The sequence below is a fragment of the Paenibacillus planticolens genome (assembly GCF_013141725.1).
GTDB lineage: Bacteria > Bacillota > Bacilli > Paenibacillales > NBRC-103111 > Paenibacillus_E > Paenibacillus_E planticolens.
In genome coordinates this window covers 13,100-38,396 of record NZ_WHNZ01000018.1, presented here as the reverse complement: position 1 = coordinate 38,396, position 25,297 = coordinate 13,100, and the positions used below count along the sequence as shown (strand labels likewise).

General features: G+C 49.2%; 18 protein-coding genes. 10 read left to right on the top strand and 8 right to left on the bottom strand.

Annotation, left to right across the window (positions count from 1 at the left end):
- Positions 1 to 164 precede the first annotated feature (164 nt).
- The 5 genes from ftsE to GC097_RS10565 all read left to right on the top strand — a co-directional run bounded on the left by ftsE (position 165) and on the right by GC097_RS10565 (position 6,190).
- A complete protein-coding gene (gene ftsE, locus GC097_RS10585) occupies positions 165 to 851 on the top strand; it encodes a cell division ATP-binding protein FtsE (RefSeq protein WP_171683303.1) in 687 nt (228 codons plus the stop codon).
- Positions 841 to 1,758: a permease-like cell division protein FtsX gene (ftsX, locus tag GC097_RS10580; RefSeq protein ID WP_171683302.1), complete on the top strand. Its 918-nt coding sequence runs from the start codon at positions 841 to 843 to the stop codon at positions 1,756 to 1,758. Before ftsE ends, ftsX begins: the two co-directional genes overlap by 11 nt.
- Positions 1,759 to 2,032: 274 nt before the next feature.
- Positions 2,033 to 3,223: a murein hydrolase activator EnvC family protein gene (locus GC097_RS10575; RefSeq protein ID WP_171683301.1), complete on the top strand. Its 1,191-nt coding sequence runs from the start codon at positions 2,033 to 2,035 to the stop codon at positions 3,221 to 3,223.
- Positions 3,224 to 3,314: 91 nt separating this feature from the next.
- Positions 3,315 to 4,778, top strand: a complete 1,464-nt coding sequence (locus GC097_RS10570; RefSeq protein WP_171683353.1) for a S41 family peptidase — start codon at positions 3,315 to 3,317, stop codon at positions 4,776 to 4,778.
- 128 nt (positions 4,779 to 4,906) lie between these two features.
- Positions 4,907 to 6,190, top strand: coding sequence for a PDZ domain-containing protein (locus GC097_RS10565; RefSeq protein ID WP_171683300.1), 1,284 nt, complete (start codon positions 4,907 to 4,909; stop codon positions 6,188 to 6,190).
- Between the two features lie 46 nt (positions 6,191 to 6,236).
- On the opposite strand, the gene GC097_RS10560 is transcribed toward GC097_RS10565, so the two are convergent.
- Together GC097_RS10560 and GC097_RS10555 are read right to left on the bottom strand one after the other, a co-directional pair.
- On the bottom strand, positions 6,237 to 7,058 hold the full coding sequence (locus tag GC097_RS10560) for an OmpA/MotB family protein (RefSeq protein WP_171683299.1): 822 nt from the start codon (positions 7,056 to 7,058) through the stop codon (positions 6,237 to 6,239).
- A complete protein-coding gene (locus GC097_RS10555; protein ID WP_171683298.1) occupies positions 7,042 to 7,842 on the bottom strand; it encodes a flagellar motor protein in 801 nt (266 codons plus the stop codon). Before GC097_RS10555 ends, GC097_RS10560 begins: the two co-directional genes overlap by 17 nt.
- A gap of 291 nt (positions 7,843 to 8,133) precedes the next feature.
- On the opposite strand from GC097_RS10555, the gene uvrB reads away from it, so the two are divergent.
- The 4 genes from uvrB to GC097_RS10535 all read left to right on the top strand — a co-directional run bounded on the left by uvrB (position 8,134) and on the right by GC097_RS10535 (position 14,279).
- On the top strand, positions 8,134 to 10,131 hold the full coding sequence (gene uvrB, locus GC097_RS10550) for an excinuclease ABC subunit UvrB (RefSeq protein ID WP_171683297.1): 1,998 nt from the start codon (positions 8,134 to 8,136) through the stop codon (positions 10,129 to 10,131).
- A 37-nt stretch (positions 10,132 to 10,168) separates the two neighbouring features.
- Positions 10,169 to 13,051, top strand: a complete 2,883-nt coding sequence (gene uvrA / locus GC097_RS10545) for an excinuclease ABC subunit UvrA (RefSeq protein WP_171683296.1) — start codon at positions 10,169 to 10,171, stop codon at positions 13,049 to 13,051.
- 566 nt (positions 13,052 to 13,617) lie between these two features.
- The gene (locus tag GC097_RS10540; protein WP_171683295.1) at positions 13,618 to 13,779 is read left to right on the top strand and encodes a hypothetical protein; all 162 of its coding nucleotides are present in this window, start codon (positions 13,618 to 13,620) and stop codon (positions 13,777 to 13,779) included.
- A gap of 296 nt (positions 13,780 to 14,075) precedes the next feature.
- On the top strand, positions 14,076 to 14,279 hold the full coding sequence (locus GC097_RS10535) for a DUF2759 family protein (protein WP_171683294.1): 204 nt from the start codon (positions 14,076 to 14,078) through the stop codon (positions 14,277 to 14,279).
- A 109-nt stretch (positions 14,280 to 14,388) separates the two neighbouring features.
- On the opposite strand, the gene GC097_RS10530 is transcribed toward GC097_RS10535, so the two are convergent.
- The 6 genes from GC097_RS10530 to GC097_RS10505 all read right to left on the bottom strand — a co-directional run bounded on the left by GC097_RS10530 (position 14,389) and on the right by GC097_RS10505 (position 22,412).
- Positions 14,389 to 15,357, bottom strand: a complete 969-nt coding sequence (locus GC097_RS10530) for a sugar phosphate isomerase/epimerase family protein (RefSeq protein ID WP_171683293.1) — start codon at positions 15,355 to 15,357, stop codon at positions 14,389 to 14,391.
- Positions 15,358 to 15,405: 48 nt separating this feature from the next.
- Positions 15,406 to 16,560: an MBOAT family O-acyltransferase gene (locus tag GC097_RS10525; protein WP_171683292.1), complete on the bottom strand. Its 1,155-nt coding sequence runs from the start codon at positions 16,558 to 16,560 to the stop codon at positions 15,406 to 15,408.
- Between the two features lie 93 nt (positions 16,561 to 16,653).
- Positions 16,654 to 17,577 (bottom strand): hypothetical protein, encoded by a 924-nt coding sequence (locus GC097_RS10520; protein WP_312875646.1) that lies wholly within the window; start codon positions 17,575 to 17,577, stop codon positions 16,654 to 16,656.
- A 109-nt stretch (positions 17,578 to 17,686) separates the two neighbouring features.
- Positions 17,687 to 18,886 carry a class-II aminoacyl-tRNA synthetase family protein gene (locus GC097_RS10515; protein WP_246294130.1) on the bottom strand — a complete coding sequence of 400 codons (1,200 nt, stop codon included), beginning with the start codon at positions 18,884 to 18,886 and terminating at the stop codon, positions 17,687 to 17,689.
- A gap of 6 nt (positions 18,887 to 18,892) precedes the next feature.
- On the bottom strand, positions 18,893 to 19,150 hold the full coding sequence (locus GC097_RS10510) for an acyl carrier protein (RefSeq protein ID WP_145668275.1): 258 nt from the start codon (positions 19,148 to 19,150) through the stop codon (positions 18,893 to 18,895).
- A gap of 55 nt (positions 19,151 to 19,205) precedes the next feature.
- A complete protein-coding gene (locus tag GC097_RS10505; protein ID WP_171683291.1) occupies positions 19,206 to 22,412 on the bottom strand; it encodes an FG-GAP repeat domain-containing protein in 3,207 nt (1,068 codons plus the stop codon).
- Between the two features lie 272 nt (positions 22,413 to 22,684).
- Between GC097_RS10505 and GC097_RS10500 the strand changes: the two genes are divergently transcribed.
- Positions 22,685 to 25,228 carry a U32 family peptidase gene (locus GC097_RS10500; RefSeq protein WP_171683290.1) on the top strand — a complete coding sequence of 848 codons (2,544 nt, stop codon included), beginning with the start codon at positions 22,685 to 22,687 and terminating at the stop codon, positions 25,226 to 25,228.
- Positions 25,229 to 25,297 lie beyond the last annotated feature (69 nt).

Below are 25,297 nucleotides of genomic sequence, written 5' to 3'. Positions count from 1 at the left end.
GTTCTTTAAATCTACAAGAAAATGTTATAATGACGGTATTCCCCATAAAATTCAGAACGATTTTAGAAGGAATTTCCGCTTTTGTGTCGAACTCTTAAAAGCTGTCTGTACAGCAGAGAGACTTTGGGCTCCGCTCAAAGATCCCTATACTAGGATGTGATATTGTGATCGAAATGCAGGACGTATGGAAAACGTACTCCAACGGTACTCATGCATTGAGAGGGATTAATGTAAAAGTAGACCGCAACGAGTTTGTCTATGTCGTCGGACCATCCGGCGCCGGTAAATCGACATTTATGAAATTGATGTATAGAGAAGAAAGACCGACAAAGGGTCAGATTTTCGTGAACGGGTTCAATTTAGAAAAGCTGAAGCAGCGTAAAATACCCTATTTACGTCGAAATATCGGAGTTATTTTCCAAGACTATCGGTTGCTTCCAAAACTGTCTATTTTCGAGAATGTGGCTTTTGCCATGGAAGTTATTGAGGCACCGAAGAAACAGATCAAGAAGCGCACCATGGAGGTGCTTGAGCTTGTAAAGTTGAAGGACAAAGCGAATTCGCTGCCTTCACAGCTATCCGGCGGCGAGCAGCAGCGCGTTGCCATTGCCCGGGCAATAATCAACAACCCATCCGTCATTATCGCCGATGAACCGACAGGAAATCTCGACCCTGAGACGTCATGGGGCATTATGAAGCTGATGGAGGAAATTAATTTCCGCGGTACGACAATCGTCATGGCTACGCATAACAAAGAGATCGTTAATACGATGCGTAAACGCGTCATTGCAATCGAGAATGGCCTTATTGCTCGTGACCAGGTACGGGGGGAATACGGCTATGAAGATTAGTACATTCTCCCGGCATTTACGTGAGGGTACGAGAAATGTTGTCCGGAACGGTTGGATGACGTTTGCGTCGATCAGTTCGATTGCCATCTCTTTATTCATACTAGGCATCTTCGTACTGATTACATTGAATGTGAACGATATTGCCAGTCAAATTGAAGATCAAGTTGAGATTAACGTTTACCTGGAAGTGAACACGCCTCAAGATCAAATAACAGCGTTGGAGACCCAAATACAAGAAATTCATGAAGTCAAAACGGTGAAGTTCGTCTCGAAAGAAGAGGGGCTTGTCTATTTGCGGCAAAAGCTGGGGGAAAGCGGAAAAGCTTTGCTGGAGGGCTTTGAAGGCGAAAACAATCCGCTCAATGACGCGTTCACGATTGAAGTGGACGATCCGAGAAATGTAGCCGCAGTTGCGGATCAAATTAGTGCGCTTAATATAGGCAAGGATCCAAAACCTATTTATAAAGTGAACTATGGCAAAGGGACTGTTGAAGCGTTATTCAAGGTAACGCAAATTGTACGCTGGGTCGGTTTCGGCATCGTGATTTTGCTCTCGTTTACAGCGGTTTTCTTGATTGCGAATACAATTAAAATTACGATTTTAGCCCGCCGGAAAGAAATTTCAATTATGAAAATGGTAGGAGCGACGAATTCTTTTATTCGTTGGCCGTTTTTTATAGAAGGTGCTTTGTTAGGATTCGTAGGTTCTCTGATTCCCGCGGCGTTAATTCTAGGCGGATATTGGAAGCTGCTGAATTTGAGTTCATTAAATTTGAACTTGTTGATGATTAAACTGACACCGTTCGGGGAAATTGCCCCGACGATGATAACTTTGTTGTTAGGTATTGGGATCGTTATCGGAGTCTGGGGTTCCCTAATCTCCGTACGCAAATTCCTTCGCGTCTAAATTAAGGTGGCTTAAAAAAGCCGGCTTTGATAACGAAGTTTCTCATAGTAGCTTATTCGGCGTCGAATCTTGAACGCAAATGGGGTAGTCCGGTACTTATGCAGCTTGCTGCACTCCGTTCCTCCTACTCCCATTTTCGTCCAACCTTCTCGGTTCTGAAAGCCGACTTTTAAAGCTTTTATTTTTGTTTTCAAAGATACATAGAATAAGAGATTGCAAGCTTTAGAGATTTCCAAATAAGCATCATGTTTTTGATGATGAGGAGGCTACGTGCTTGAAGAAGAAGATTCTACCCTTGGTGTTGACACTTGGGATTGCGGCTTCGTTAGCGGTTCCATTTGCGGGTTATGCCGCATCCACAACGGATAAGATCGATCAGCAGTTGACTCAGCTTAAGAAGCAGAAGGCAGAAGCACAGCAAAAGTCGAATGACGCCCAGAATCAGATAGATAAGGTTCATTCAGAGAAAGACCAAGCCACGAAGGATATGAAGACGCTTGTCGAACAGGTCAATGAGGCCAGCAAGAAGCTTACGCAGCTAAATGAGCAAATTGATCAGGTTTCCAATAACTTAGAGGAAAACGCGAAGCAGTTGGATGAGGCGATTGGGCGAGTGGAAAGCCGCGATCAGATGCTGAAATCCCGCTTGCGCTTGATGTATATGAACGGTTTTGTTTCGTACATGGACGTGGTTCTTAGCGCGACCAGCTTTTCTGATTTCTTGAACCGTATAGAAGCTTTGAAATCTATTGTAAATCAAGATAAAGTCGTACTAGAGGCGAACAAGAAAGATAAAGAGGTCGTCGCTCAGAAGAAAGAAGAGACGGAGCAGCAGCTCGTGAAGGTCAAAAAGCTTTACACTGATGCAGATGCTCTGAGGAGCGACCTCCAGGCGAAGGAAAAGGCTAAAGAAGTGAAAATTGCTTCGCTCTCCAAACAAGAGAGAGTTCTTGAAGATATTTCCGAAGAAAACGATAAGTTAATTACCCAATTAGCCAAGCAAGAGGCTGATCTGCAGGCGAAGAAGCGCGCAGCGACCAAAGCCAAGTCGCCCTTCACCTATGCGGGAGGCAAGCTGGGTTATCCTTTGGCAGCGCAGGCACCGCTTACGTCGGATTTCGTATCGCGGATCAATCCGGTTACGGGCAAAGCGGAGAATCATAAAGGCATTGATCTCGGCGCGCCGAAAGGGACAAACATCCTGGCCGCCGAGAACGGTTCGGTCATTTATGCATCATGGATGAACGGATACGGAAACTGCGTAATCGTCGATCACGGCAATGGGCTATGGACGCTGTACGGTCACATTATGAACGATGGCATTTATGTGAAAGTCGGCGATGTTGTCAAACGCGGCGAGAAAATTGCCGGCGTTGGCTCGACGGGGCAATCGACAGGGAACCATTTGCATTTCGAGGTTAGGCTGAATGAGGTTCCAACCGATCCTAAACCGTTCTTGCGATAGGACAACTTGGTTATAAAACGGGAAGAGCTTGTCATATACTACAAGCAAGCGAACCCGAATGGGTTTTAGGAAAAAGGTGGTGGATCACGCTTTGCAATTCAAAGGACGCACGGTCATTGTATTTGTTTTGTTAGCTATGTTTGCAAGCAGTATTGTCACATTGACGATTGTGGATTCATCCTTTTCATGGGGGCGAAATGAAAAGCCGGCGGGCAGCGCATCCGCCTCTCTAGGATCATCGTCCGGACTTTCGAACAAGGATTTGAACAAGATCGCAACAACCTTTCAATTGATCGAAAGTAAATATTTGAAGCAGCCGGATCATGATAAGCTGGTTAACGGCGCGATCAACGGCATGCTGGAATCCTTGGAAGATCCGTTCACGGTATATATGGATCAAAAGGAAGCGAAGCAGTTCGATGAGAGTATTACATCCTCTTTTCAAGGCATAGGGGCCGAGGTATCGATTGAGGAAGGCAAGTTCGTCATCGTGTCTCCGATTAAGGGCTCTCCTGCGGAGAAGGCGGGCATTCAGGCCAAAGACGTCATCGTTTCGGTGAACGGCGAGAAGCTGGATGGCCTCACGTTGAATCAGGCGGTTATGAAAATCCGCGGTCCGAAAGGGACGCAAGCGAAGCTTGATTTACTTCGTCAAGGCGCAGGCGACCCGGTTCAAGTGATCGTGGTTAGGGATAATATTGACGTTGAGACTGTGTATGGCGAAATGCTGCAGGATCAGATCGGGAAGATTGAAATTCGTCAATTCTCTTCCAATACGGCGGTGCGTTTTGCAGAAGAACTGAAAAATCTTGAAGCTAAAGGCATGAAAGGACTCGTTATCGATGTGCGCAATGATCCGGGCGGTCTACTGAACGTAGTTGTCGACATCGTCAATCCTTTCGTGAAAAGCGGCAAGCCGATCGTTCAAGTCGAGAACCGGGACGGCAAGCGTGAGCCGACGCCATCTACGGGGACAGGCAAGAATTATCCGGTTACCGTTCTGATTAATAAGGGCAGCGCGAGTGCTTCGGAAATCTTGGCAGGCGCGTTCCAGGAAGCGGTCGGAAGCAAAATTGTCGGGGAAACATCCTATGGGAAAGGGACGGTTCAAGTCACTTTCGAGAAGGAGATGGGCGACGGCAGCAACATCAAGATGACCGTATACAAATGGTTGACGCCGAACGGCAATTGGATTCATAAAACAGGCATCCAACCGGATATCGCAGTGGAACAACCAGGCTATTTCAAAGCTGCTCCGCTTTCCAAGAAAAGCGTGCTGAAACAAGACATGACAAGCGATGATGTGAAAAATCTACAGCTGATGCTTGCAGGTCTTGGTTTTAATCCTGAACGTTCAGACGGTTACTTCAACGATAAGACAGCGACAGCCGTGAAAGCTTTCCAACGGACGAACGGCTTGCCGATGACCGGCGAGGTAGATACGGAGACAGCGAATAAAATCGAGAAGCTGCTGTTGGTGCAGATTCGCGAGCCTAAGAACGATTTGCAGCTGAAGGCTGCGATCGGGCAAATTCAAAAGCAGCTCGGGAAGTAATTAATTACTGGTGAGATGCTGGAAAATGACGGTGCAAGGCAGGAAATGAGCCCTCGCAGTCGAAATGTTATAGGAAGGGTGCTTCGGCATCCTTCCTATTTCTTTTTATCGAGGAGACCGGAATCGTTATGGATGTTCTGATTCAACTCTTGGACAGACTGCTTTACGCTGCGGGTCAGTTGTTTGCGAATCCTTTCTACTATATAGGCATTTTATTTATCGTGCTCCATTACCGTAAGCAAATTCAATTGGAGCGTAAGCTGTTTCATACACGGCTTCATTCCTTGTTGAATGAGACATGGCGAACCGTGCTTTGGGGATGGATTGGCGGTCTAAGCGCCTCTGTGCTCCTGCTGTTCGTTGGGGTGAATATTCAAGCCGATGTGGTTATTCTATTGTGGGCGATAACCGTTATTTTGATCTTGCTTCGGGTGAGATTCTTGTGTTTGGCTTATGCGGTCGGAATTCTGGGAATCGTCCAAGCGATTGTATCTTGGATGCCGGATACCGCAAGCTTGAAAGAGACGCTGCCCATGCTGGATGTTGTCGAAAAAGCCGACATTCCTTCTTTGCTGGCGGTGGTCGCAATTCTTCATCTCCTGGAGGGGATGCTTACCAACTTTCAAGGAGCGCGTATGGCGACTCCGCTATTCCTGGAGGGGAAGCGGGGGCAAATCATTGGAGCCCAACAATTGCAAGGCTTCTGGCCTGTCCCTTTATTCTTGCTCGTCCCTATGGCAGACGGGAGCGGGCTAAGCCTTCCTTGGGGAACGCTGTTCGGTGCGAACCTTGCCTCAGGTTGGACGCTTCTTGCTTTTCCGGCAATGATCGGTTTTACGGAATTAACGATCTCGAAGCTGCCCCGCAAACAAGCGCGAGCTAGCGCAAACTTGCTCTACTTGTACGGCCTTGTCCTATTGGCTGCTGCGGTTGCCGCTCACTTTTGGTCGCCGATTATGCTGGTAGGCGCTTTGCTGAGCATTGCGCTGCACGAAGGATTGATCCGTTATAACCGATGGACGGAAGCGAAAAGTCTTCCTTTCTATGTGCACTCGTCGCGGGGGCTCATGGTACTGTCCGTTGTACCGAACAGCCCGGCGCAGGAGCTGGGGATTCAAACCGGTGAAATCATTCATAAAGTAAATGGTCACAAAATTAAAACCAAGACCGATTTGCACGTAGCCATGGGACTTAATTCGGCGTTCTGCAAGCTGGAGGTGCTGAATGAGGAAGGCGAGGTCCGCTTTCTGCAGCGGGCGATTTTTGCCGGGGATCATCATCAGCTGGGTATTATTTTAGCCCCGGATCAGGAGGCGCTTTACTTCACGGAGTATAGGCCCGTACATCTCTTTTCCTATCTGCGCGGCAAATTAACCGGTTTGTTATCCAATGATTCGACGAAATCGATGTAAGGAAAGAAGACCCTATCTCTCTTGTGTGGAGAGGCAGGGTCTTCGTTTATTTGGCTATATGGGCTGGCGTTAGTCCGTCACGCAGAACGACGATTTCAACGCGGCGGTTTTTGCTGCGGTTCTCATCGCTGTCGTTTGGAACTTTGGGCATCGTATCCGCATAGGCTGTGGCAATGAATTTGTTGTCATCCAGCTTGGCGGTATCGCTGAAATAGCGCAGCACCGAAAGGGAACGAGCGAATGAGAGTCCCCAGTTATCTTTGTAAGGAGAGCCTGTTGCGAGCGGCAAATTGTCCGTATGTCCCTCGATGCTCACCTTGCTGTTAAGCGTTGGGAAGAGCGAAGCGAGCTTTTGCAGAATAGGTGCGGAACCTGCTTTCAGATCTGCTTTTCCGAGATCAAACAGGAACAAATCATTAAGCGTAATAGCTACACCTCGATCTGTATCGCTGGCAGACACCTGCGCCTCCAGATTTTGGTCTTTGATATAGGCCTGCACTTGTTTCAAAAGATCTTGAAGCTCTTTCTCGCGTTTTTCTTTCTCATTGTTATCGGGCTTGGATTTATCTTTTTCTTCCTTCTGATCATTCAGATTTTGCTTGGTGTAGTCTTTGTCTTTGCTGTCGGAATCGCCCTGTTTCGGGGTCATTTGACCGCTGATGCCTTGCCCTTTGTCCAGTACGGAATCGGCTTTCTGGAACTGCATGTTTAATACCTGCGCCAGAACGGCATACTTTTGAACATCGACCTTACTCATCGCATACATAATGATGAAGAAAACGAGCAGAAGGGTGATTAAGTCAGCATAGGTAATGAGCCATCGTTCATGATTGACATGCTCTTCCTGCTTTTTACCTCTCCGCGCCATAATCGGCTTCCTCCTCTGCAATCGGTGCTTTTTTGGACGACTTATCGTGGAGGAAGGAAGTCAGCTTTTTCTTAATTAATTGCGGATTCTCACCGGCTTGCAGGGCAAGAATGCCTTCAAGCATCAGTTCCATTTCGGCAACCATTTCTTTGCCGCGCACTTTGATTTTGGTTGCAAGCGGAAGATAAATTAAGTTGGCGCTCATAACACCATATAGGGTCGCTGTGAAAGCGACTGCGATAGCAGGACCGAGACTCGAAGGATCCTCGAGATTGCCGAGAACATGAATGAGTCCCATAACCGTTCCCACAATCCCCATCGTTGGCGCATAACCGCCTCCGGCTTCGAATACTTTGGCCATATTATCGACCTGATGCTCAATCGCATCCATTTCCAGTTCGAGAATTTGCCTGGTTAATTCAGGATCTGTTCCATCTACGACCATGAGCAAACCGTCTTTAAGAAAAGGGTTGGTATGCTCCTGAGCGCGCTGTTCGAGAGCCAGTACGCCTTCTCTTCTGGCGATGGAAGCCATATCGACCAGTTCTTCAATCGTAGCTGCGGGGTCTCTCTTTACTTCTTTGAAGGCAATGCCTAGCGCTTTGGGAATTTTGGCTAAAATCGAAAGGGGGAAACTGACCGCTACAGCCCCAAAAGTTCCTCCGAAAACAATTAACATCGCACTCGGGATAATCAATGAATTAATGTGGCCGCCATCCCACATGTAACCTCCGATTAATCCTACAAGACCTAAGACTAAGCCTAAAACCGTTGTCAAATCCATGACTGTACCACTCCTATTTGCATAAAAAGAATTGGGGGCCCTGCTGGAAGCCTGATGAAAGCGCGTTGGCACCTCATCTTGGTGTACACAGGCGTAGCAGATATTGCCGTTTGCATCAAAGATTCAAAAAGAGTATAATGGAAAAACCAGAACAAACATTCTTATGATGATTCCAATGATTGCCATCATATATGTACGACATGTTCCATAACCTTCTTTATCGGAAAGACAAAAACGAAAATGAATAGGCTAAAAGTCCGATATATTACCAATAAGTGTAGGTGATTAGTGATGAGTGAACTTGTTAAGAGCTCTAAGAAATTTGAGCTTGTTTCTGATTTTGCTCCGCAAGGGGATCAGCCCAAAGCAATTGAGGAAATTGTTCAGAGTATTCAAGCCGGCAACAGACACCAGACGCTCCTGGGAGCTACGGGGACAGGGAAAACGTTCACTGCGGCGCAAGTCATTGCCAAATTGAACCGTCCTACCTTGATTATTGCGCACAATAAAACATTAGCCGCACAGCTGTGCAGCGAATTCAAAGAGTTTTTCCCCCACAACGCCGTCTCCTACTTTGTTAGTTATTATGATTACTACCAGCCAGAAGCCTACATTGCCTCCTCTGACACCTACATCGAGAAAGATTCCAGCATCAATGAAGAGATCGATAAGCTTCGCCACTCGGCGACGAGCTCCTTATTTGAGCGCCGTGACGTTATTATCGTTGCGAGTGTATCCTGTATTTATGGTTTGGGTTCTCCGATCGAATACGGAAACTTGCTGCTTTCTTTACGTGTAGGGATGGAGAAGTCACGCAACGAGATTTTGCACCGACTTGTCGATATTCAATATCAGCGGAATGATTTGAATTTCGTCCGCGGGACGTTTCGCGTGCGTGGCGATGTCGTTGAGATTTTCCCGGCATCGCATGGCGAACAGGCGGTAAGGGTCGAATTATTCGGAGATGAGATCGAACGGATTACGGAGATCAACGTACTTACGGGCGAGATCGTTGGCGAACGAGATCATATCGCGATTTTCCCGGCGTCTCACTTTGTGACGCAAGAGGATACGATGAAGCGCGCGCTGGTGAACATCGAGCAGGAGCTGGAAGAGCGTCTTGCCGATCTTAAGGAGCAAGGGAAGCTGCTTGAAGCGCAGCGGCTGGAACAGCGGACGCGCTACGATATGGAAATGATGCAGGAGATGGGCTTTTGCTCAGGCATTGAGAACTATTCAGGGCCGCTGACATTCCGTGAGCGCGGAGCTACGCCTTACACGCTTATCGATTATTTCCCGGACGACATGCTGTTTATGGTCGATGAGTCACATGTGACGCTGCCGCAGATTCGTGCGATGTATAACGGGGACAGAGCCAGAAAAGAAGTGCTGGTCGATCATGGCTTCCGATTGCCCTCTGCGCTGGATAACCGTCCATTGCGTTTTGAGGAATTCGAGGAGAAAGTCAACCAGATTTTATATATATCGGCAACACCAGGGCCTTACGAATTAGAGCATTGCCCGTATATGACGCAGCAAATTATTCGACCTACGGGCTTGTTGGATCCTATTATTGAAGTCAGACCGACTAAGGGCCAAATCGATGACCTGATTGCGGAAATTCAAGAACGGATTCGGAAAGACGAGCGTGTGCTCGTTACGACGCTGACGAAGAAAATGTCGGAGGATTTAACCGACTATTTCAAGGAAATCGGCATTAAGGTCCGATATTTACATTCCGATATTAAAACGTTTGAGCGGATGCAGATTTTACGTGATCTGCGCTTAGGGACCTTCCATGTGCTTATTGGGATTAACCTGCTTAGGGAGGGCCTTGATTTGCCGGAGGTATCCCTTGTCGCCATTCTCGATGCGGATAAAGAAGGATTCCTGCGGTCTGAGCGCTCCATGATTCAAACCATTGGCCGTGCGGCGCGTAACGCAGATGGCCGGGTTATTATGTATGGAGACAAGATTACGGATTCCATGGATAAAGCGATCCGCGAGACGAATCGCCGCCGCAGCATTCAGGAAGCCCATAACGAGAAGATGGGAATCACGCCGCAAACGATCGCTAAGAAAATTCGCGATGTGATCGAAGCGACGAAAGTGGCTGAACAGAAAGCTGATTATTTGACCGATGTAAAGGGTGCGAAGATGTCGAAGAAGGATCGTGCTTCCTTGATCGAGCGCCTGGAAGGCGAAATGAAAGAAGCAGCGAAGAATCTGCAGTTCGAACGGGCGGCACAGCTGCGTGACGCTATTTTGGAAATGAAAGCTGAAGCCTAAAAGGGCTTCAGCTCCACATAGGAGAGGAAGGTTACCCGTGTCTAGAGATCAAATCGTCATTAAAGGAGCTAGGGCTCATAATCTGAAAAATATTGATGTCACGATTCCGCGCGATAAGTTCGTCGTTTTAACGGGATTAAGCGGCTCGGGCAAATCGTCGCTGGCCTTTGATACGATTTATGCCGAGGGGCAGCGCAGATACGTTGAATCGTTGTCTGCTTATGCCAGACAATTTCTAGGCAATATGGATAAGCCGGACGTAGATTCCATTGATGGTCTATCCCCGGCTATTTCTATTGATCAGAAGACAACAAGCCGGAATCCGCGTTCCACCGTTGGGACCGTAACAGAAATTTATGATTACCTGCGTTTGCTATACGCTCGTATTGGACGGCCTCATTGCCCGACACATGGCATTGAGATTACATCGCAAACCGTGGAGCAAATGGTAGACCGCATCATGGAGTACCCGGAGCGCACAAAGCTCCAAATTCTGGCTCCCCTTGTTTCAGGCCGCAAAGGAGAGCATGCCAAGCTTTTTACCGACGTTCAGAAACAGGGTTTCGTCAGGGTTCGCGTGAATGGCGAGACGATGGATCTCGGGGAAAAGATTGAACTCGACAAGAACAAAAAGCACACGATCGATGTTGTTGTTGACCGAATCGTAATCAAAGAGGATGTACAAACGCGTCTCGCTGATTCGCTAGAAACAGCACTAAAACTTGCGAACGGACGAGTTATTGTTGATGTTATCGACCAAGAAGAGCTCATGTTTAGTCAGAATCTAGCATGTCCGGAATGCGGCTTTAGCGTGGAAGAGCTGGCGCCGAGAATGTTTTCCTTTAACTCTCCATTTGGGGCTTGCTCCGAGTGTGACGGACTTGGCAGTCAGATGATTGTAGACCCTGATCTGCTCGTGCCGGATACGAAGCTAACGATTGAAGAGGGTGCGTTTGAAGCTTGGGCCGGCAGCACGTCCAACTATTATCCGCAATTTCTTGCCGCAGTGTGTGAACACTACTCGATTTCGCGGACAGTGCCTGTAGCTGAGCTGTCGAGTGAACAAATGAAGGTTATTCTTTATGGCACCGGCGGAGAGAAGATCCGCTTCCGCTATGAGAACGATATGGGAGCGACCAAAGAGGCGTTGGTTCCTTTCGAAGGTATCATCCGCAACTTGGAGCGCAGATTCAAAGATACGTTCTCTGAGGGCATCAGAGAACACATTCAGACATATATGAGCACGAAGCCTTGTCCGAAGTGCAAGGGGCAGCGACTGAAGCCTGAAACGCTTGCCGTGACGATCAATGGCAAAAATATCGCGCATGCGACCTCCCTCTCGATCGGAGAAGCGGAGGAATGGTTCAAAGGGCTGAACTTGAATGAGAAAGAGCTGACGATTGCCAACCTGATTCTTAAAGAAATCAGAGCGCGTCTAGGGTTTCTTGTGAACGTAGGTCTTGATTACTTAACGATGCACCGCTCGGCAGGTACGCTGTCAGGCGGAGAAGCACAGCGGATACGACTTGCGACACAGATCGGTTCCAGCTTAATGGGCGTTCTTTATATTTTGGATGAGCCCAGCATTGGGCTGCATCAGCGGGATAACACACGTCTGATCCAGACGCTGGAACATATGCGCAACCTTGGCAACACGCTGATTGTCGTAGAGCACGATGAAGACACGATGATGGCAGCGGATTATATTATCGATATCGGACCAGGAGCGGGTATCCATGGCGGGCAAGTCATTGCTCAAGGCACGCCGACAGAATTGATGGCGGACGACAACTCGCTTACAGGGCAGTACCTGAGCGGCAAGAAGTTCATTCCGATTCCCGCTGCGCGCCGAAAGCCGAATGGCAAGTGGATCGAAGTCAAAGGGGCCAAAGAAAACAATTTGCGCAACGTATCGGCTAAAGTGCCCTTGGGTGTGTTCACCTGCGTGACAGGCGTATCCGGATCCGGGAAAAGTACGCTAATTAACGAAATTTTGTTTAAAACGCTGGCTCGCGACTTGAATGGAGCTAAGGTCCGCCCTGGCGAACATAAAGAGATCATTGGGCTTGAGCATGTCGATAAGGTCATTGATATTGACCAATCGCCGATTGGCCGTACGCCTCGTTCGAATCCAGCGACGTATACAGGCGTCTTCGACGATATTCGTGATGTATATGCCAATACGAATGAAGCCAAAGTACGCGGCTACAAGAAAGGTCGCTTTAGCTTTAACGTGAAGGGCGGCCGCTGCGAGGCTTGTCGTGGTGATGGCATTATTAAGATTGAGATGCACTTCCTGCCAGACGTTTATGTGCCATGTGAAGTGTGCAAGGGCAAGCGCTACAACCGCGAGACGTTGGAAGTGAAATATAAAGGAAAGAGCATCTCGGAAGTGCTCCAGATGACGATTGAAGACGGCTGCGAGTTCTTCAAGAACTTGCCACGGATTCATCGCAAGCTGACGACGCTTTTGGATGTGGGGCTGGGCTACATGACGCTCGGCCAGCCGGCAACGACGCTGTCCGGGGGCGAAGCCCAGCGCGTGAAGCTCGCGGCGGAGCTGTACCGCCGCAGCACGGGCAAGACGATCTACATCCTGGATGAGCCCACAACGGGGCTCCACATCCACGATATCGATCGTCTGCTGAAGGTGCTTCACCGCCTCGTGGAGAGCGGTGAAACTGTGCTTGTCATCGAGCACAACCTCGATGTGATCAAGACGGCGGACCACCTCATCGATCTGGGCCCCGAAGGAGGCAACCGAGGCGGCCTGATCGTGGCTTCCGGTACGCCGGAAGATGTGGTTAAAGTGGCCGGATCTTACACCGGCCAGTATTTGAAACCGATCCTCGAACGGGATCGGGAGCGCTCGGAGAACTATGCGAAGCGGTTAGAAGTGTTGGAGGAATCGGTCGGCTAAGCGACCGGTTCGCAGCGAGGTCCCACGGACGAGTGCCGTGGGACCTTTTTCATTCGGGAGATGGAGCGGGGAGGTCGGATTAGCGGAGTGTTTCAAAGGTTCTTCGTAATGAAGCGGGAACAAGGGTCCGCTATTTTCCACCATATCTCTACTTCCTCTTAAGGAGGGGAACTATATTCCTCTATTTTTCCAAACGTATACTAAAATAAAACTTTATTTGTCTAATAAGATCCTCTAGTTCCCTCTTGAACCCGAAACAAGCTCATTTCGTTCAAATAGCGCCCTGAAGTTCTCTTTCACGGTTATTCTATTTTACGATCATTGGACGATTTATATTACACCGACTTGGAAGTCATTGTCTCTATTCGTCAAGATCTTATTAAATCCGACTAATTAGTCGTTTGTTTTGTTAAGACTTAATTAGATTCGACAATTTAACCCTCTATCAAGAAATAAGCGAATAGTCCTATAATTAAGATAGTGATTGCAACTAGATCATCCTAGCTAACTATACAAGGTTGAGAGATATAAGCAGTATAAATCTATTTACTTTATGGAGGCTTGCTATGAAACCGACGTTAGAGTTACAAGAGATTGTTTCTGCTCTAGGGATCGACCCCTTCCGTTTTTTGGCCTGGCAGGAAAAAGAATTAGCGCAAAAGGATCCCTTGCACACGCCGATAGAGGAGCAAAAAGGTGCAATGTCTGCATTTGGATTAGTGGTATAGGAAATGTTCCACACTATAGAAGAGAGATGATACCCGAGTATCCATTATGGATACTCGGGTTCTTTGATATTTAGCCGGTTCGGTTTTGAAAGCGTTTATATTGACGGACAAAAAGAAGCGGATTTTAACCTTAAGGGTGTAATATTTTCCGCAAAAGATGGTCAATCTAATCAAAAGGTGACAAACTTGTTACACATGCGCCTAATCGCTTGCATCTAGTGTCCAATCAAGCTAACATAGAATTAAAATAGCAGGACGTGTGCCTTGCACCGAGTTATTAGAAGGAGGGTTTCACCATGTTATTCGCGGAAGAAGCAGCAGCATCAACAAGCACGTATACAAGCTTTGATATTTACGTTTTGATTTTCACAGTGATTATTGCCATTGCGTTCATCAGACAATTGATCTCTCCAAAAAGAAATTTGTTCGCCCTAGGATTCGCGGGAGTTTCCTTGCTCGTATTCGGCCTTATGGATTATGTCATGATCACAGGCTGGTAATTCAGAGCTAACCAAGCTTCACAAGATAAAAGCCCACAGGACCAAGATCGTAAGATCAACGGTGCCAGCGGGCTTTTTTGATGTGTTGAGAGGGTTAGCGGCTAAGCGCTTATACCCACCACATTTCACCAAGTGGTTCCTTGATGAGGACTTGTTGAAGGTTTTGAACGGCTTTGGAGAAGCCTTCTTCGACGGACATCAATCCATCTTCGTGCTCAATACTCACGACGTAGTCGTAACCGACAAGACGCAGTGCGCTGATGATATCAGCCCATACCTTCATGTCATGGCCGTAGCCAACGGAACGGAACTGCCATGCACGGTCAAGCATGTTCGCGTAAGACTGCATGTCCGTAACACCGTAACGGTTTACGTTGTTAACATCCATGGAAGTGTCTTTTGCATGGAAATGGTGAATTGCCCCTGCGCGGCCCAGAATTTGTACGGCTTGTACAGGATCAATGCCTTGCCACCACATATGGCTTGGGTCAAGGTTGGCACCGATGGCGTCGCCTGCAGCTTCGCGCAAACGGAGAAGGGTAGCCGGTGTATGTACGGAGAATCCGCCGTGCAGCTCCAAGCCGATTTTCACATTGCGGTCAGAGGCGTACTTGCCTGTTTCCGTCCAGTAAGGAATGACTTTATTTCCCCACTGCCAGTCCAAAATCTCTTGGAAATCATTCGGCCATGGAGCTACAGGCCAGTTCGGATATTTCGCATCCTCGTGGTCTCCAGGACAGCCAGAGAACGTATTAACGACAGGTACTTCAAGGCGTTCTGCAAGATCAATCGTTTGTATAATAGCATCATGAAATTCTTTAGCAATTTGTTTTTGCGGGTGCAGCGGGTTTCCGTGTACGCTCAATGCACTAATCGTTAAACCGCGGGATTCCACCGCATGTTTAAAAGCTTTCAATTTCCCGGCATCAGCAAGCAGCTCGATGGGGTTGCAGTGCGCATTACCAGGGTATCCCCCGGTGCCGATTTCAACAGCTTCTAAGCCTTTAGAAGCGACATAATCAAGAGCTTCCTCTAAAGGTTTTCCACCGAACAGAACCATAAAAACGCCTAATTTCATTAGGTACACCTCCATAAATGGTAAACAACCACACAAATTATACCACTATCATCCTGTAAAATGAAGCAAGCCTTTGTAAATCCGAAGAACCGTCTCATAATTCGAACTGTAAATAATAACCGAGAACGTCACCAAGGCTTGTGTCACAAAGCAGCGGAAGTAGAAGTAGGTTTTGGAAACTTTCTTTTTATTTACCGTCGTAATTTTAAATATATTTTCGATGGCAAGAATAATCCCGTGATAGAGACCGTAGAAGAAATACAGCCAAGTGAAGCCATGCCATAGACCGATCAAAACCATGATGAGCACGGATAAGCTGGAAGCTACCCAACGTGACGGAGCCGTACGTGAAAAGAACATAAAGATGTGATCACGGAAAAAATCGCCCAGGGTGGCGTGCCAATTGCGCCAAAACTGTGTCATCGAAGGCGAGAAGAGAGGACGTTTGAAGTTCTCGGGCATTGTATAGCCCATCAACCGCCCAAAGCCGATCGCCATATCCGAATAGCCGGAGAAATCGAAGTAGATGAGCGCATAGAACCAAATGAGCAGAAACAACGACTGATGCGTGTGAAGGTCTTGTTTCAGTACTTGGTCGAAGACGCTAGTCATCCAGGTGACGACAACGATTTTTTTGAACAAGCCCATAATGATTCGTTTGACACTGTCTTCGAAGAGAGCGGCGTCTACGGTATAGGGCTTTTTGCTATCGGCCATAAAATCGCGGAATTTCAGAATCGGCCCTGACGTAAACGTCGGGACGAACAGCAGGTAATTCGCATAATCAATGGCAGGCACTTGGCCCTCTTTGCCAAAGAAATAAGCGAAATAGTAAGCGTCTATAACTTTTAATACATTATAAATAAGACCTAAATAAATGACGGCATCGAACAGCGAATTGTGGAAAATGCCCATGACGAACAGCCGGACACCGAGAAAAACCCCGATGACGTTAGCGGCAATGGCGAAAATAAAGGTCGCTTTCCTCCATACCGTTGTTCGGCATAAATACACAAAGCCAATGTAATTAATCACTGTAAATGCACCATAGAAAACTAGCAGTTTCTGGCTGTACAGCAGTAAAAAGCAGAGGCTGAAAATAATCATCAGAATGCGTTTGTTGTCGGCCCACTTGCGGGTGAGCATCAGAACGGCAACCATGCCAAGCATAGCGATAATTGCGTTCATGTGCATATAAAACATAAGCTTTGAACTCCTCGCTTGGAAAGCTCGATTAGAATTTCTCGTAAATAAATAAGCCCTTGCCGGTAAAATAAATGAAAACCAAATAGAGCATTACGAGATAGATGAGGACTTCGACGGTTTTCCTAAGGATTTTAACCATGTGTCAACCTCCTTCGTAAATAGCGGAGCGCCCTCTTCGCGGTTCAAGTGAACAAGATCATGAAAGTACTTCGGATCATACGTATGCATTAAATCCAGCACCGGCACATCAGCAGTCTTCAGTTGGTTGTTCACTGCTTCCTTCAAAGAAGTCATGTAAGGCGGATCGGCATATCCTTTGTTCCAAGGCATCCAAACAACCCGCAGGGGCAGCTGATGCTCCTCGGCATAACGAATGATCCACTGCAAGGCGTCCAGATTGTCTTGAAAATCCTTCAATGTCATAGCGCCGAAGCGCTTGTCGTAGTCATCCCATTTTGTCCGGAGGAAGGCATCGTCTTTACGGCCCGGATAGAGCTCTTTATCAATCCAGCGCGGTTCGTAGGCAAGGCTTCCTTTGCTCAAATTACGGGCGAACTCTTCGCCGGAATCACGGAAATAGTCGCGGTACGTGTATACATAAGGCTGGTACCATGGCTTGAACCATTGATAGGTCGGGTCCGTTTCCAGTGGATCCAGCATCGTGTGCACATCGATGCCGATTACGAGCTCGCTGTCGATCTGATACAGATTGTGTGAAAGAATCCCTTTCAGATCTGTCAGCTTTCCGTAGGAAAGGCCCATCTCCACCAAATGGGCATCGGACTTCTCTTCGATGTAAGCGCCAGTTACGGCCGAATTACCGAAGAAAACCGGACCCGATTGGGACCAGCCATGGTGGTAGAGTGTTTTGGTAAAGTCGTTTTTGTAGAAACGGCGTGAGCTAACCATCGGGTTCCACCAGGAGATGAGAAAGTCGGAAACGACGATCGCCAGCAGCAGGCCGAGAACGAAGCTATTCTTTTTAAGAAAAGTGGCTGCTTTCAACGGAATCACTCATTATCTTTGATTAGGATGGAGGCCCACAGCTGACTTCACTCGGGTTAAGGTCGGCATGTGGGCCCGTAAGGGTACTTTAATAGTATAAAAAGTGTTATAAACAGGCTTACAGAGCTTTTTCCTGCCAAGCGTGGTACTGCTCGCGGAAAGCTGCCGGCCATTGCTGCTCATCCAAGCCATACTGCGCTAAGAACGCAAACGCCCAGCGCTCGATGCCGAAGCCGACACAGCCGGTTACGGCGTTGCGTTTGCCCATTTTAATATTAAACGCATTGCCAAACGTGTTGCTATGGAAATTGACCGAGGAGCAAGCAATCGATTTCTTCACATGCGGAATCGTCAGGCGCAGCTCGTATTTCATTTCTTGATTGCGTTGGAAAGAGGCCTTTACTTGGAAATCGTTCGTGAAGAACGGATCGTTCGCGATCTCCAGCATGGAGTCCACATTCCACTCCACGGCTAATTCTTTCAAATACTCGATCGACTTCAAGCGATTTTCTTTCACGAAGTCCGGCTTGCCGACGAAAATAATTTCGCGCATGGAGAAGTCGAGCAAACGGCCGAAATCGCTGTGATTTTTGGACTCGAAGCGGTGGCATTTGGCGATCGCCGTGACGACGATTCCTTCACCTTCAAGCGTTTCATTTTCCAAGCCTTCATAGCAATGGTAGCAAGTAGAAGGATTCATCATGAAGTTAGGCTTCACCATATTAGGATCAAGCGCTAAAGGCTCCTCTTGCTTCCAACCGCCGGCATCGCGAATGGATTGCGAGAACGATTCAATGACGTCCAAATCCTCGCGCAAATGCGTAACGAAGTGAATATGCTCCGGGAATGATGTAAAATGATTCGTTTTATTCAACGTGTGACTATGAATAACGGCCGGATATTGCTCTTCCTGCATGCCTTCGAAGCGCTTGGCGATCTTCGTAACGAAGGAGTAGTCCAGAAAGCGCATTAAGCTGGAAAAAGGTTCGCGGAAAATAAACAAGCCCGGTTCCAAAATCTTAATCGCTTTACGCTCCACCAATTCAGCGATAATATCGCCTTCATAAGGAGTTTCTACTTTATTTTCGAACAAAATATTTTCTTTAAAGCCGAAATCGCCATGGGAGAAACGCTCGATCAGACGGCTAACCCGCTCGGTAATGCCCTCGTTGCCATTTGGCGAGTTGTGCGTGATCACGATATGACCGTCGATCAGAGCGATATCTTGAATGTGCTCGTCGGCGAAAGCGGACGCGTACTTGACTTGTCCGTGCTGGCTCTCGGCCAGGCCCGCGAGCGAAATTTTACATGTCATCATGAGATGTTACCTCGCAGTCTTCTTGGAAATAAAATCGGCAATTTCGCTCACCGTATTCATGGAGTACAGCATGAGATCTTGGTTCGTCACTTGGATGTTATACGTCTTCTCAATGTGGGCGATGAGCGCCGTAGCGCCAATGGAATCGATAAACCCGTAATCGAACAAGTGAACATCAACGCCGAAATCGTCATCGTCCTCGGCAATTTCATAACGCTCGCGAATATGCTGTTCAAGCTGCGCTAGCAAGTCTTCGTTAGACATGTGGGAAAGCCTCCTGGTTTATTGAAATGTAATGCTGCCTAGAAAGCAGAAAGTGTCACTGTGCTTTGTTGGTGAAAGATATCGTTGTTGTATCCCCATAGCGGGTAATGGTATATAGATGGTTCACGGCATCATAATCGATCTTGGCATCGCCTGCGAATTCAAGTTCCGTAGGACTATACAACTTTACCTGCTGCAAGCCGGCTGCTTTCAGTACCAATTGGCGGGCAGATCCTTGCCCTGTCAGCTCAAAAGGTACATTAGCGCGCACAATGTGCAGCCGTTCTTTGGCCGGTGCAATGCCAATGGCGGTTGGCTTAACCAATCCTACATAGAAGCGGTTGTCTATCGTTGTGTACGTGTCTGAGTCGCTTTGCAGGGAATATAAGGCCAGCTTCTCGCCTTTCTCGACGACGACTCCGAGTGTTCCGGCATACTCATCAGCAAGGCCAGGCACTCCCGACGCATTCGGCGTCAAGGTTGCATGGAAGTGCGGACTGCCGCCGGCTAAACGATCTTTGAGCCTGTCCCATAAATAGAAAGCCCATGATTGGCTAATCCGAACTTCGCTTTTCATTGTGTTCAAGAAGGATTTGGCCATTTGTTTCTCGGTCATGAAATTATAGTCATGCTTCGTACGAAGCTTGTCAAAATAGTCAGCGAACTGCGTTAAATCAGCAACTTTGGACGGTACGGGAAAATGGTACTCGATGTGCTCGAAATAATCAATCGGCATATCCAGCTTTACCATAGATTCAAACACATCCGTCGTAGCATAGTCGCCTGTTCGCAGCACCGGTGTCGGCGTATGAATCAGCATCGTGCGCTCTGTGCTGCCTTGCTTGTCCTGCAGCAGGAAAGGCAGCGACCATATCGACTCCGGACGGGCGATGACCGGCGATTCCGACGGCAGGAAGCCGAAGTTATACCACATTCCGCTCTGCTCTTCGCTTCGCAGCGTTTGCTGATGATCTTCGTTATTCACGCGCCATGTGTGCTGATTCGTGCCGGGATGGAGCCAAGGAATGCCTAGCTTGGCGAAGGCTTGCTTATGCAAGGCAATCTCAGCCTGTTCTTGCCCGGCGTTTTTGAAATTATGCACGAACACGTGCGGATCTAAGTCCAAATGGTTATCGCGCGCATATTGGATGAACTCTTTAAGCTCGGCTTGATAAGGAAACTGCGGATCGTCAATGGCTACGGGGGACCCGAATTCGATGCCCCCGACGACGAGATCGTCTTTGCCGTCGTGATTGAGATCCAACCAAAGCGGAACGGAATTATGTCCGGCTACCAACGCGTGATTGCCGACTTGGTTTAACGTTGTGCCTTCCAGGGGCCCCGCATTCGTCCAAGCGCCATCGGCGCTTTGCAGATACACCTGCAGGTCCCCGTCGCTGCTGCCGACCACGAGATCGAGTCGGCCGTCGCCGTTCATGTCGCGTGCGGCTGGCGCAGCGTACGCGGCGTTGCGCGGCAGCGTAAAGATCACGCTGCCTGCGTCTAAGGCAAGGGCCGCTGCGCTGCGGCCCTTGAAGAGCCACACTCGTCCATCGGCTCCGCCCAGGACGAGGTCAAGCTTGCCGTCGCCGTCCATATCGGCGACGAGCGGCGCTGCAGGCCCTCCGGGCAGCTGCAGCGCTTTCCCGCCCGCGAGAACCGCCGCGGGCTTCCCGAACCTGCCGCTTGCAAGCTGCGGCAGCACATACACGGCCCCGGACTCGTCGGAGACGATGAGGTCCGGGCGGCCGTCCCCGTTCACGTCTGCGGCGTGAACGGTACTGTAAGGGCTGAGCTGGAGCGGCACGCCGGACTCCAGCAGCAGCTTCTGCGGCGCGCCGAACGTGTCCGGCAGCGCCATGCCCTCAGGCGGCGGCTCGCTCGCGTATGCCGCCGTATCGGCCCCTTGATTCGTGTAGACGTACACGAATCCGTCCGCGCTGCCGGCCAGCAAATCGGTGCGGCCGTCGCCGTTCAAATCCGCGGCGGCCGGGTACGCGCGGTAAGGCAGTTCGATCGCGCTCGACAGATCGCGATATTGCGGGAATAGCGCCTGCCGCAGCGGCTTGCCGGCAGACATCACGTGCAGCCCGCTCGCGTAGCCGGAGCCAGGCAGCTCCCCGACGAACTTCGGCTGCGCGTTCGTTCCGGTGTTGAGCTGCACCGTCAAGCTCTCTCGCCATTGCCCCCAATAGAAGGCATTGCGTACGAGGGTGAACGACGGGATCTCGTTATACTTTTTGAGCTCCTCAGCCCAGGCGATGCCGTCTTTTTGCTGGATGGCCGGCATCGCCTCGAAGTGATTCTGAAAGGCCATAGCTGGCCTGCCATACGGGCCAAGGATCTTACGCACGCTGTAGCCCAGCGTTTCTTTCGCTACATAGGAGAGCAGCTCACTGCGGTACTGCATGTTGGCCGCTGCGAAATCAAAGTTAAAGTAAGGGTCAAGCGGTAAAGCTCTTTTGTTAAAGTATGTCGTCCCTGGCGTCGTTTTGCCTGCGGCTTGATATTTGGCAGCCAACTGAGCGAAGCCTAAACCCGGATCAGCGCCGCTCTGCATATCGTATCCCGTTGGGAAATAGCGGTTAGGCAAAAAATTGCTGGAGATCAGCACGCTGCCTTTCCCCACACGATTGTGCATAGCCAGTGAGACAGGTTTGCCGGATACGTTCATCGCCACAAGCGTCTGTCCCGTGGACGGTATAAAGCCATATCCCATATGAAAGCCTGGAAGGTCTTCCATCGTGTGATGCTTGAGATAGCTTTCGGTAAACAATTGAAAGGTTGTCTGCAAGCCTTGCAGATTCATAGAAACCTTGGGAAAGCTGAGGCTTTGCATATTCGCGGCCAATTGCGGTGCGCCAACACTTGTAAGCGGCACCTTCTGCAAGTCAACGAGCTCCGTAGCACCAAGGAAATCGAGCGGTAAGCGGGCAGCAAACCCATTTTCGGCCAGCAAATGCCCGCCTTGCTTCACATAGCTTGTGAGCTTCGCCGTTTGTTCCGTCCATGCGGCATCTTGCGCAAGAGCAGGGTCCAGATAAATCGCATCGTAAGCACTCAGCTTTCTGGCGGATAAAGCCGCTAGCTTCTGTTTATCGATGGAAATGCCGGCCTGCAAGGTTTGCTCAAAGTTTCCATAAGCCGCCGTGTCGTAAGAATCACCGCTTGTTGCATAGAGGAGCTTGGTTTCCTCTGTTTTTGGCAAAAATAGAAGCAGGCCCACTACCAACAGGAAACCGAGGCCTAATACGATAACCATTTTTAAAATACGTATTTTCGACAAAATCAAAAGGATCCCTCAATTGCTAAAAAGGTCACTATCCTTGATATTATAGCATTCATGGGTAAGTTTGTTAACTTTTAAAGGGCCGGCAGGCAACTAGGTAAGGTTTTCCAATTATGCGGAGGTTGTCGGATATTGGCTGGGTTTGGAATTGCTCGCGCCCTAGATTCCTACCTATCGTTTCTGTTACACTAAAGAGAAGACTTTGAGGGTTACCCGAGGATCTATTATTGAAAGGATTTGCTGCCATGCGTACGATACGCAGAGAAGATATAGAATTGTTAGCCCCTGCGGGGGACTGGGATTGTTTGAGAGCGGCTGTTGCCAATGGGGCGGATGCCGTATTTTTTGGTGTGGAGAAATTTAATGCTAGAGCGCGCGCGCACAATTTCACGATGGCTGAGCTGCCGGATATTATGTCGTTCCTTCATCTATATGGCGTTAAGGGCTTTCTGACCTTTAATATTCTAGTATTTGAGGAAGAGCTAAGCGAAGCGAAGCAATTAATTGAAGCTTGTGTAGATGCGGGAGTAGATGCAGTTATCGTACAAGATCTTGGTCTTGTGAAAATGATTCGTGAAATCTCCCCGGATTTCCCGATTCACGGTTCAACGCAGATGACGATTACATCGCCTGAGGCGGTTGAATTTACGAAGCCCTTCGATATCGAACGGGTCGTATTGGGACGCGAAAATAATTTGAAACAAATTAAACAAATCGGAGACCAAGCCAAGCTTCCGATGGAAGTGTTCGTGCATGGCGCGCTTTGCGTGTCCTACTCGGGCCAATGTCTGACTTCCGAAATGTGGGGCGGCCGCTCCGCCAACCGCGGGGAATGCGCACAGGCCTGCCGTTTGCCGTATGACTTGATGATCGATGGCGTGCAAAAGCCGATGGGCGACGTGGCGTATTTATTGTCGCCGAAGGATTTGGCGGCTATTGAAATCGTGCCTGAATTGATTGAAGCAGGCGTGTGCTCTTTCAAAATTGAAGGGCGTCTGAAAACCCCTGAATACGTAGCTAACGTCGTGAGCAAATACCGCAGTGCGATTGACCGTTATTTCGATGGCGTGGACGCTCGTCCGTCGAAAGAGGAAGTTCGCGAGCTGCAGCAAAGCTTCTCGCGCGGCTTCACGGTTGGTTTCTTGAACGGAACCAACAATAAACAGCTCGTCGACGGTACGTTTCCGAAGAGCCGCGGGGTATTTGTGGGCCGCGTGAAGCAGATTCTACGCGACGGTGTCGTTTGTGAGCTTGAGGCGCCGATCAAGCGCGGGGACGGGATCGTTTTCGATGCCGGAGATCCGACGAAGAAGGAAGAAGGCGGCCGTATCTACGATTTGCGCCGCAAAGGCGAGAAAATCGAAGGCGAAGCCGAGGGGGGCATCATCGAAATCATTGCGGGACGCAATGATGTGGACCTTAGCCGTCTGCACGTTGGCGACCGGATCTGGAAAACGAACGATCCGCACTTGGACAAACGTCTGCGCCAGACGTTCGAGACCGATAAGCCTTACCGGACGTTCCCGGTTAGCATCAAGATTACCGGCACAGAAGGCGAGCCGCTGAAAAGCTGGTGGACCGATGTGCAGGGCGGTCACACCGTCTTCGTACAATCCGAGCTTCCGCTTGTGCGCGCGGAGAAAAGACCGATGGACGAGCAGCTCTTCACCGAGCAGTTCGGTCGCCTTGGCGGCACGATTTATGCGCTTAGCGAGCTCGATGTGCAGTTGAATGGCGAGCTGATCGTGCCGATGCGCGAACTTAACGCTATGCGCCGTAGCGCAGTAGAGCTTATGGAAGACGAGCGACAGAAGCCGCGTGCGTACATGAAGCGTGAGGTCGGCGTCTATGACGATGTGCCGCAGCCTGTTGCAGAGCGTCAAGCTGCGGGGCAAGCGCCTGCGCTGTCCTTGGCGGATCGCAGCAGCGTGCACCTTACGGCACTTTGCCGCAACCTGGATCAGGTGAAGGCTGTGCTCGAAACGGACGACGTTCAGTTGATTTACGCAGATTTCGAATTTATTAAGCAGTTCCCTGCGGCTGTTGAAGCGGTGCATGCGGCCGGGCGCAAAATCGCCTTGGCGACGCCGAGAATTCATATGCCGGGGGAAACGGGCTATTTTAACAATATTCTAAAGCTTAACCCTGATGCCGTGCTAATTCGGAATACAGGCGCAGCCTACTTCTTCTTGAAGCATCAGCTGGAGCATCCGAATGGCCCTAAGCCTCAGCTTATCGGTGATTTTTCCTTGAATGTAGCTAATCACAAAACAGCCTCCTTGTTCATGGAAGCAGGTCTGTCGAAGGTTACGCCTTCTTACGATTTGAACATTCAACAAATGGTCGATCTGCTTCGCCGCGCTGAAACTTCCAAGCTAGAAGTTGTCATTCATCAGCATATGCCGATGTTCCACACGGAGCACTGCGTGTACTGTACGTTCTTGAGCGAAGGGACGGACTTTACGAACTGCGGACGTCCTTGCGAAGACCATCACGTGTCTTTACAGGACCGCGTCGGCATGTCGCATCCCGTGCGCGTGGATGAAGGCTGCCGCAATACGGTTTACAATGCCGTCGATCAATCCGGTGCGGAATATTTGAACCATTTCATGGATCTGGGCATTCGTTCCTTCCGCGTGGAGTTTCTTGAAGAAGCGCCGGACAAGGTGCATGAGATTCTGGGCTTGTACCGCCGTGCGATTAACGGAGAAATCAGCGGTACGCAAGTGTGGCGTTCCCTGAAAGCCACGAATCAGTTGGGCGTTACCCGCGGTCAATTGGTGAAATAAATTGTCGAATAATAGACCATAGACGGATGCCGTTTATGGTCTGTTTTTTTTATTCGCCCTTCCTGTCCC

Bases quoted from the DNA above. Each gene is read 5' to 3' on its own strand.
- GC097_RS10540 (WP_171683295.1), top strand. From the start codon at position 13,618: ATGAAACCGACGTTAGAGTTACAAGAGATTGTTTCTGCTCTAGGGATC.
- GC097_RS10505 (WP_171683291.1), bottom strand. From the start codon at position 22,412: ATGGTTATCGTATTAGGCCTCGGTTTCCTGTTGGTAGTGGGCCTGCTT.
- GC097_RS10530 (WP_171683293.1), bottom strand. From the start codon at position 15,357: ATGAAATTAGGCGTTTTTATGGTTCTGTTCGGTGGAAAACCTTTAGAG.
- GC097_RS10560 (WP_171683299.1), bottom strand. From the start codon at position 7,058: ATGGCGCGGAGAGGTAAAAAGCAGGAAGAGCATGTCAATCATGAACGA.
- GC097_RS10535 (WP_171683294.1), top strand. From the start codon at position 14,076: ATGTTATTCGCGGAAGAAGCAGCAGCATCAACAAGCACGTATACAAGC.
- GC097_RS10515 (WP_246294130.1), bottom strand. From the start codon at position 18,886: ATGATGACATGTAAAATTTCGCTCGCGGGCCTGGCCGAGAGCCAGCAC.
- ftsX (WP_171683302.1), top strand. From the start codon at position 841: ATGAAGATTAGTACATTCTCCCGGCATTTACGTGAGGGTACGAGAAAT.
- uvrB (WP_171683297.1), top strand. From the start codon at position 8,134: ATGAGTGAACTTGTTAAGAGCTCTAAGAAATTTGAGCTTGTTTCTGAT.
- GC097_RS10565 (WP_171683300.1), top strand. From the start codon at position 4,907: ATGGATGTTCTGATTCAACTCTTGGACAGACTGCTTTACGCTGCGGGT.
- GC097_RS10525 (WP_171683292.1), bottom strand. From the start codon at position 16,560: ATGTTTTATATGCACATGAACGCAATTATCGCTATGCTTGGCATGGTT.
- GC097_RS10555 (WP_171683298.1), bottom strand. From the start codon at position 7,842: ATGGATTTGACAACGGTTTTAGGCTTAGTCTTAGGTCTTGTAGGATTA.
- GC097_RS10500 (WP_171683290.1), top strand. From the start codon at position 22,685: ATGCGTACGATACGCAGAGAAGATATAGAATTGTTAGCCCCTGCGGGG.
- GC097_RS10510 (WP_145668275.1), bottom strand. From the start codon at position 19,150: ATGTCTAACGAAGACTTGCTAGCGCAGCTTGAACAGCATATTCGCGAG.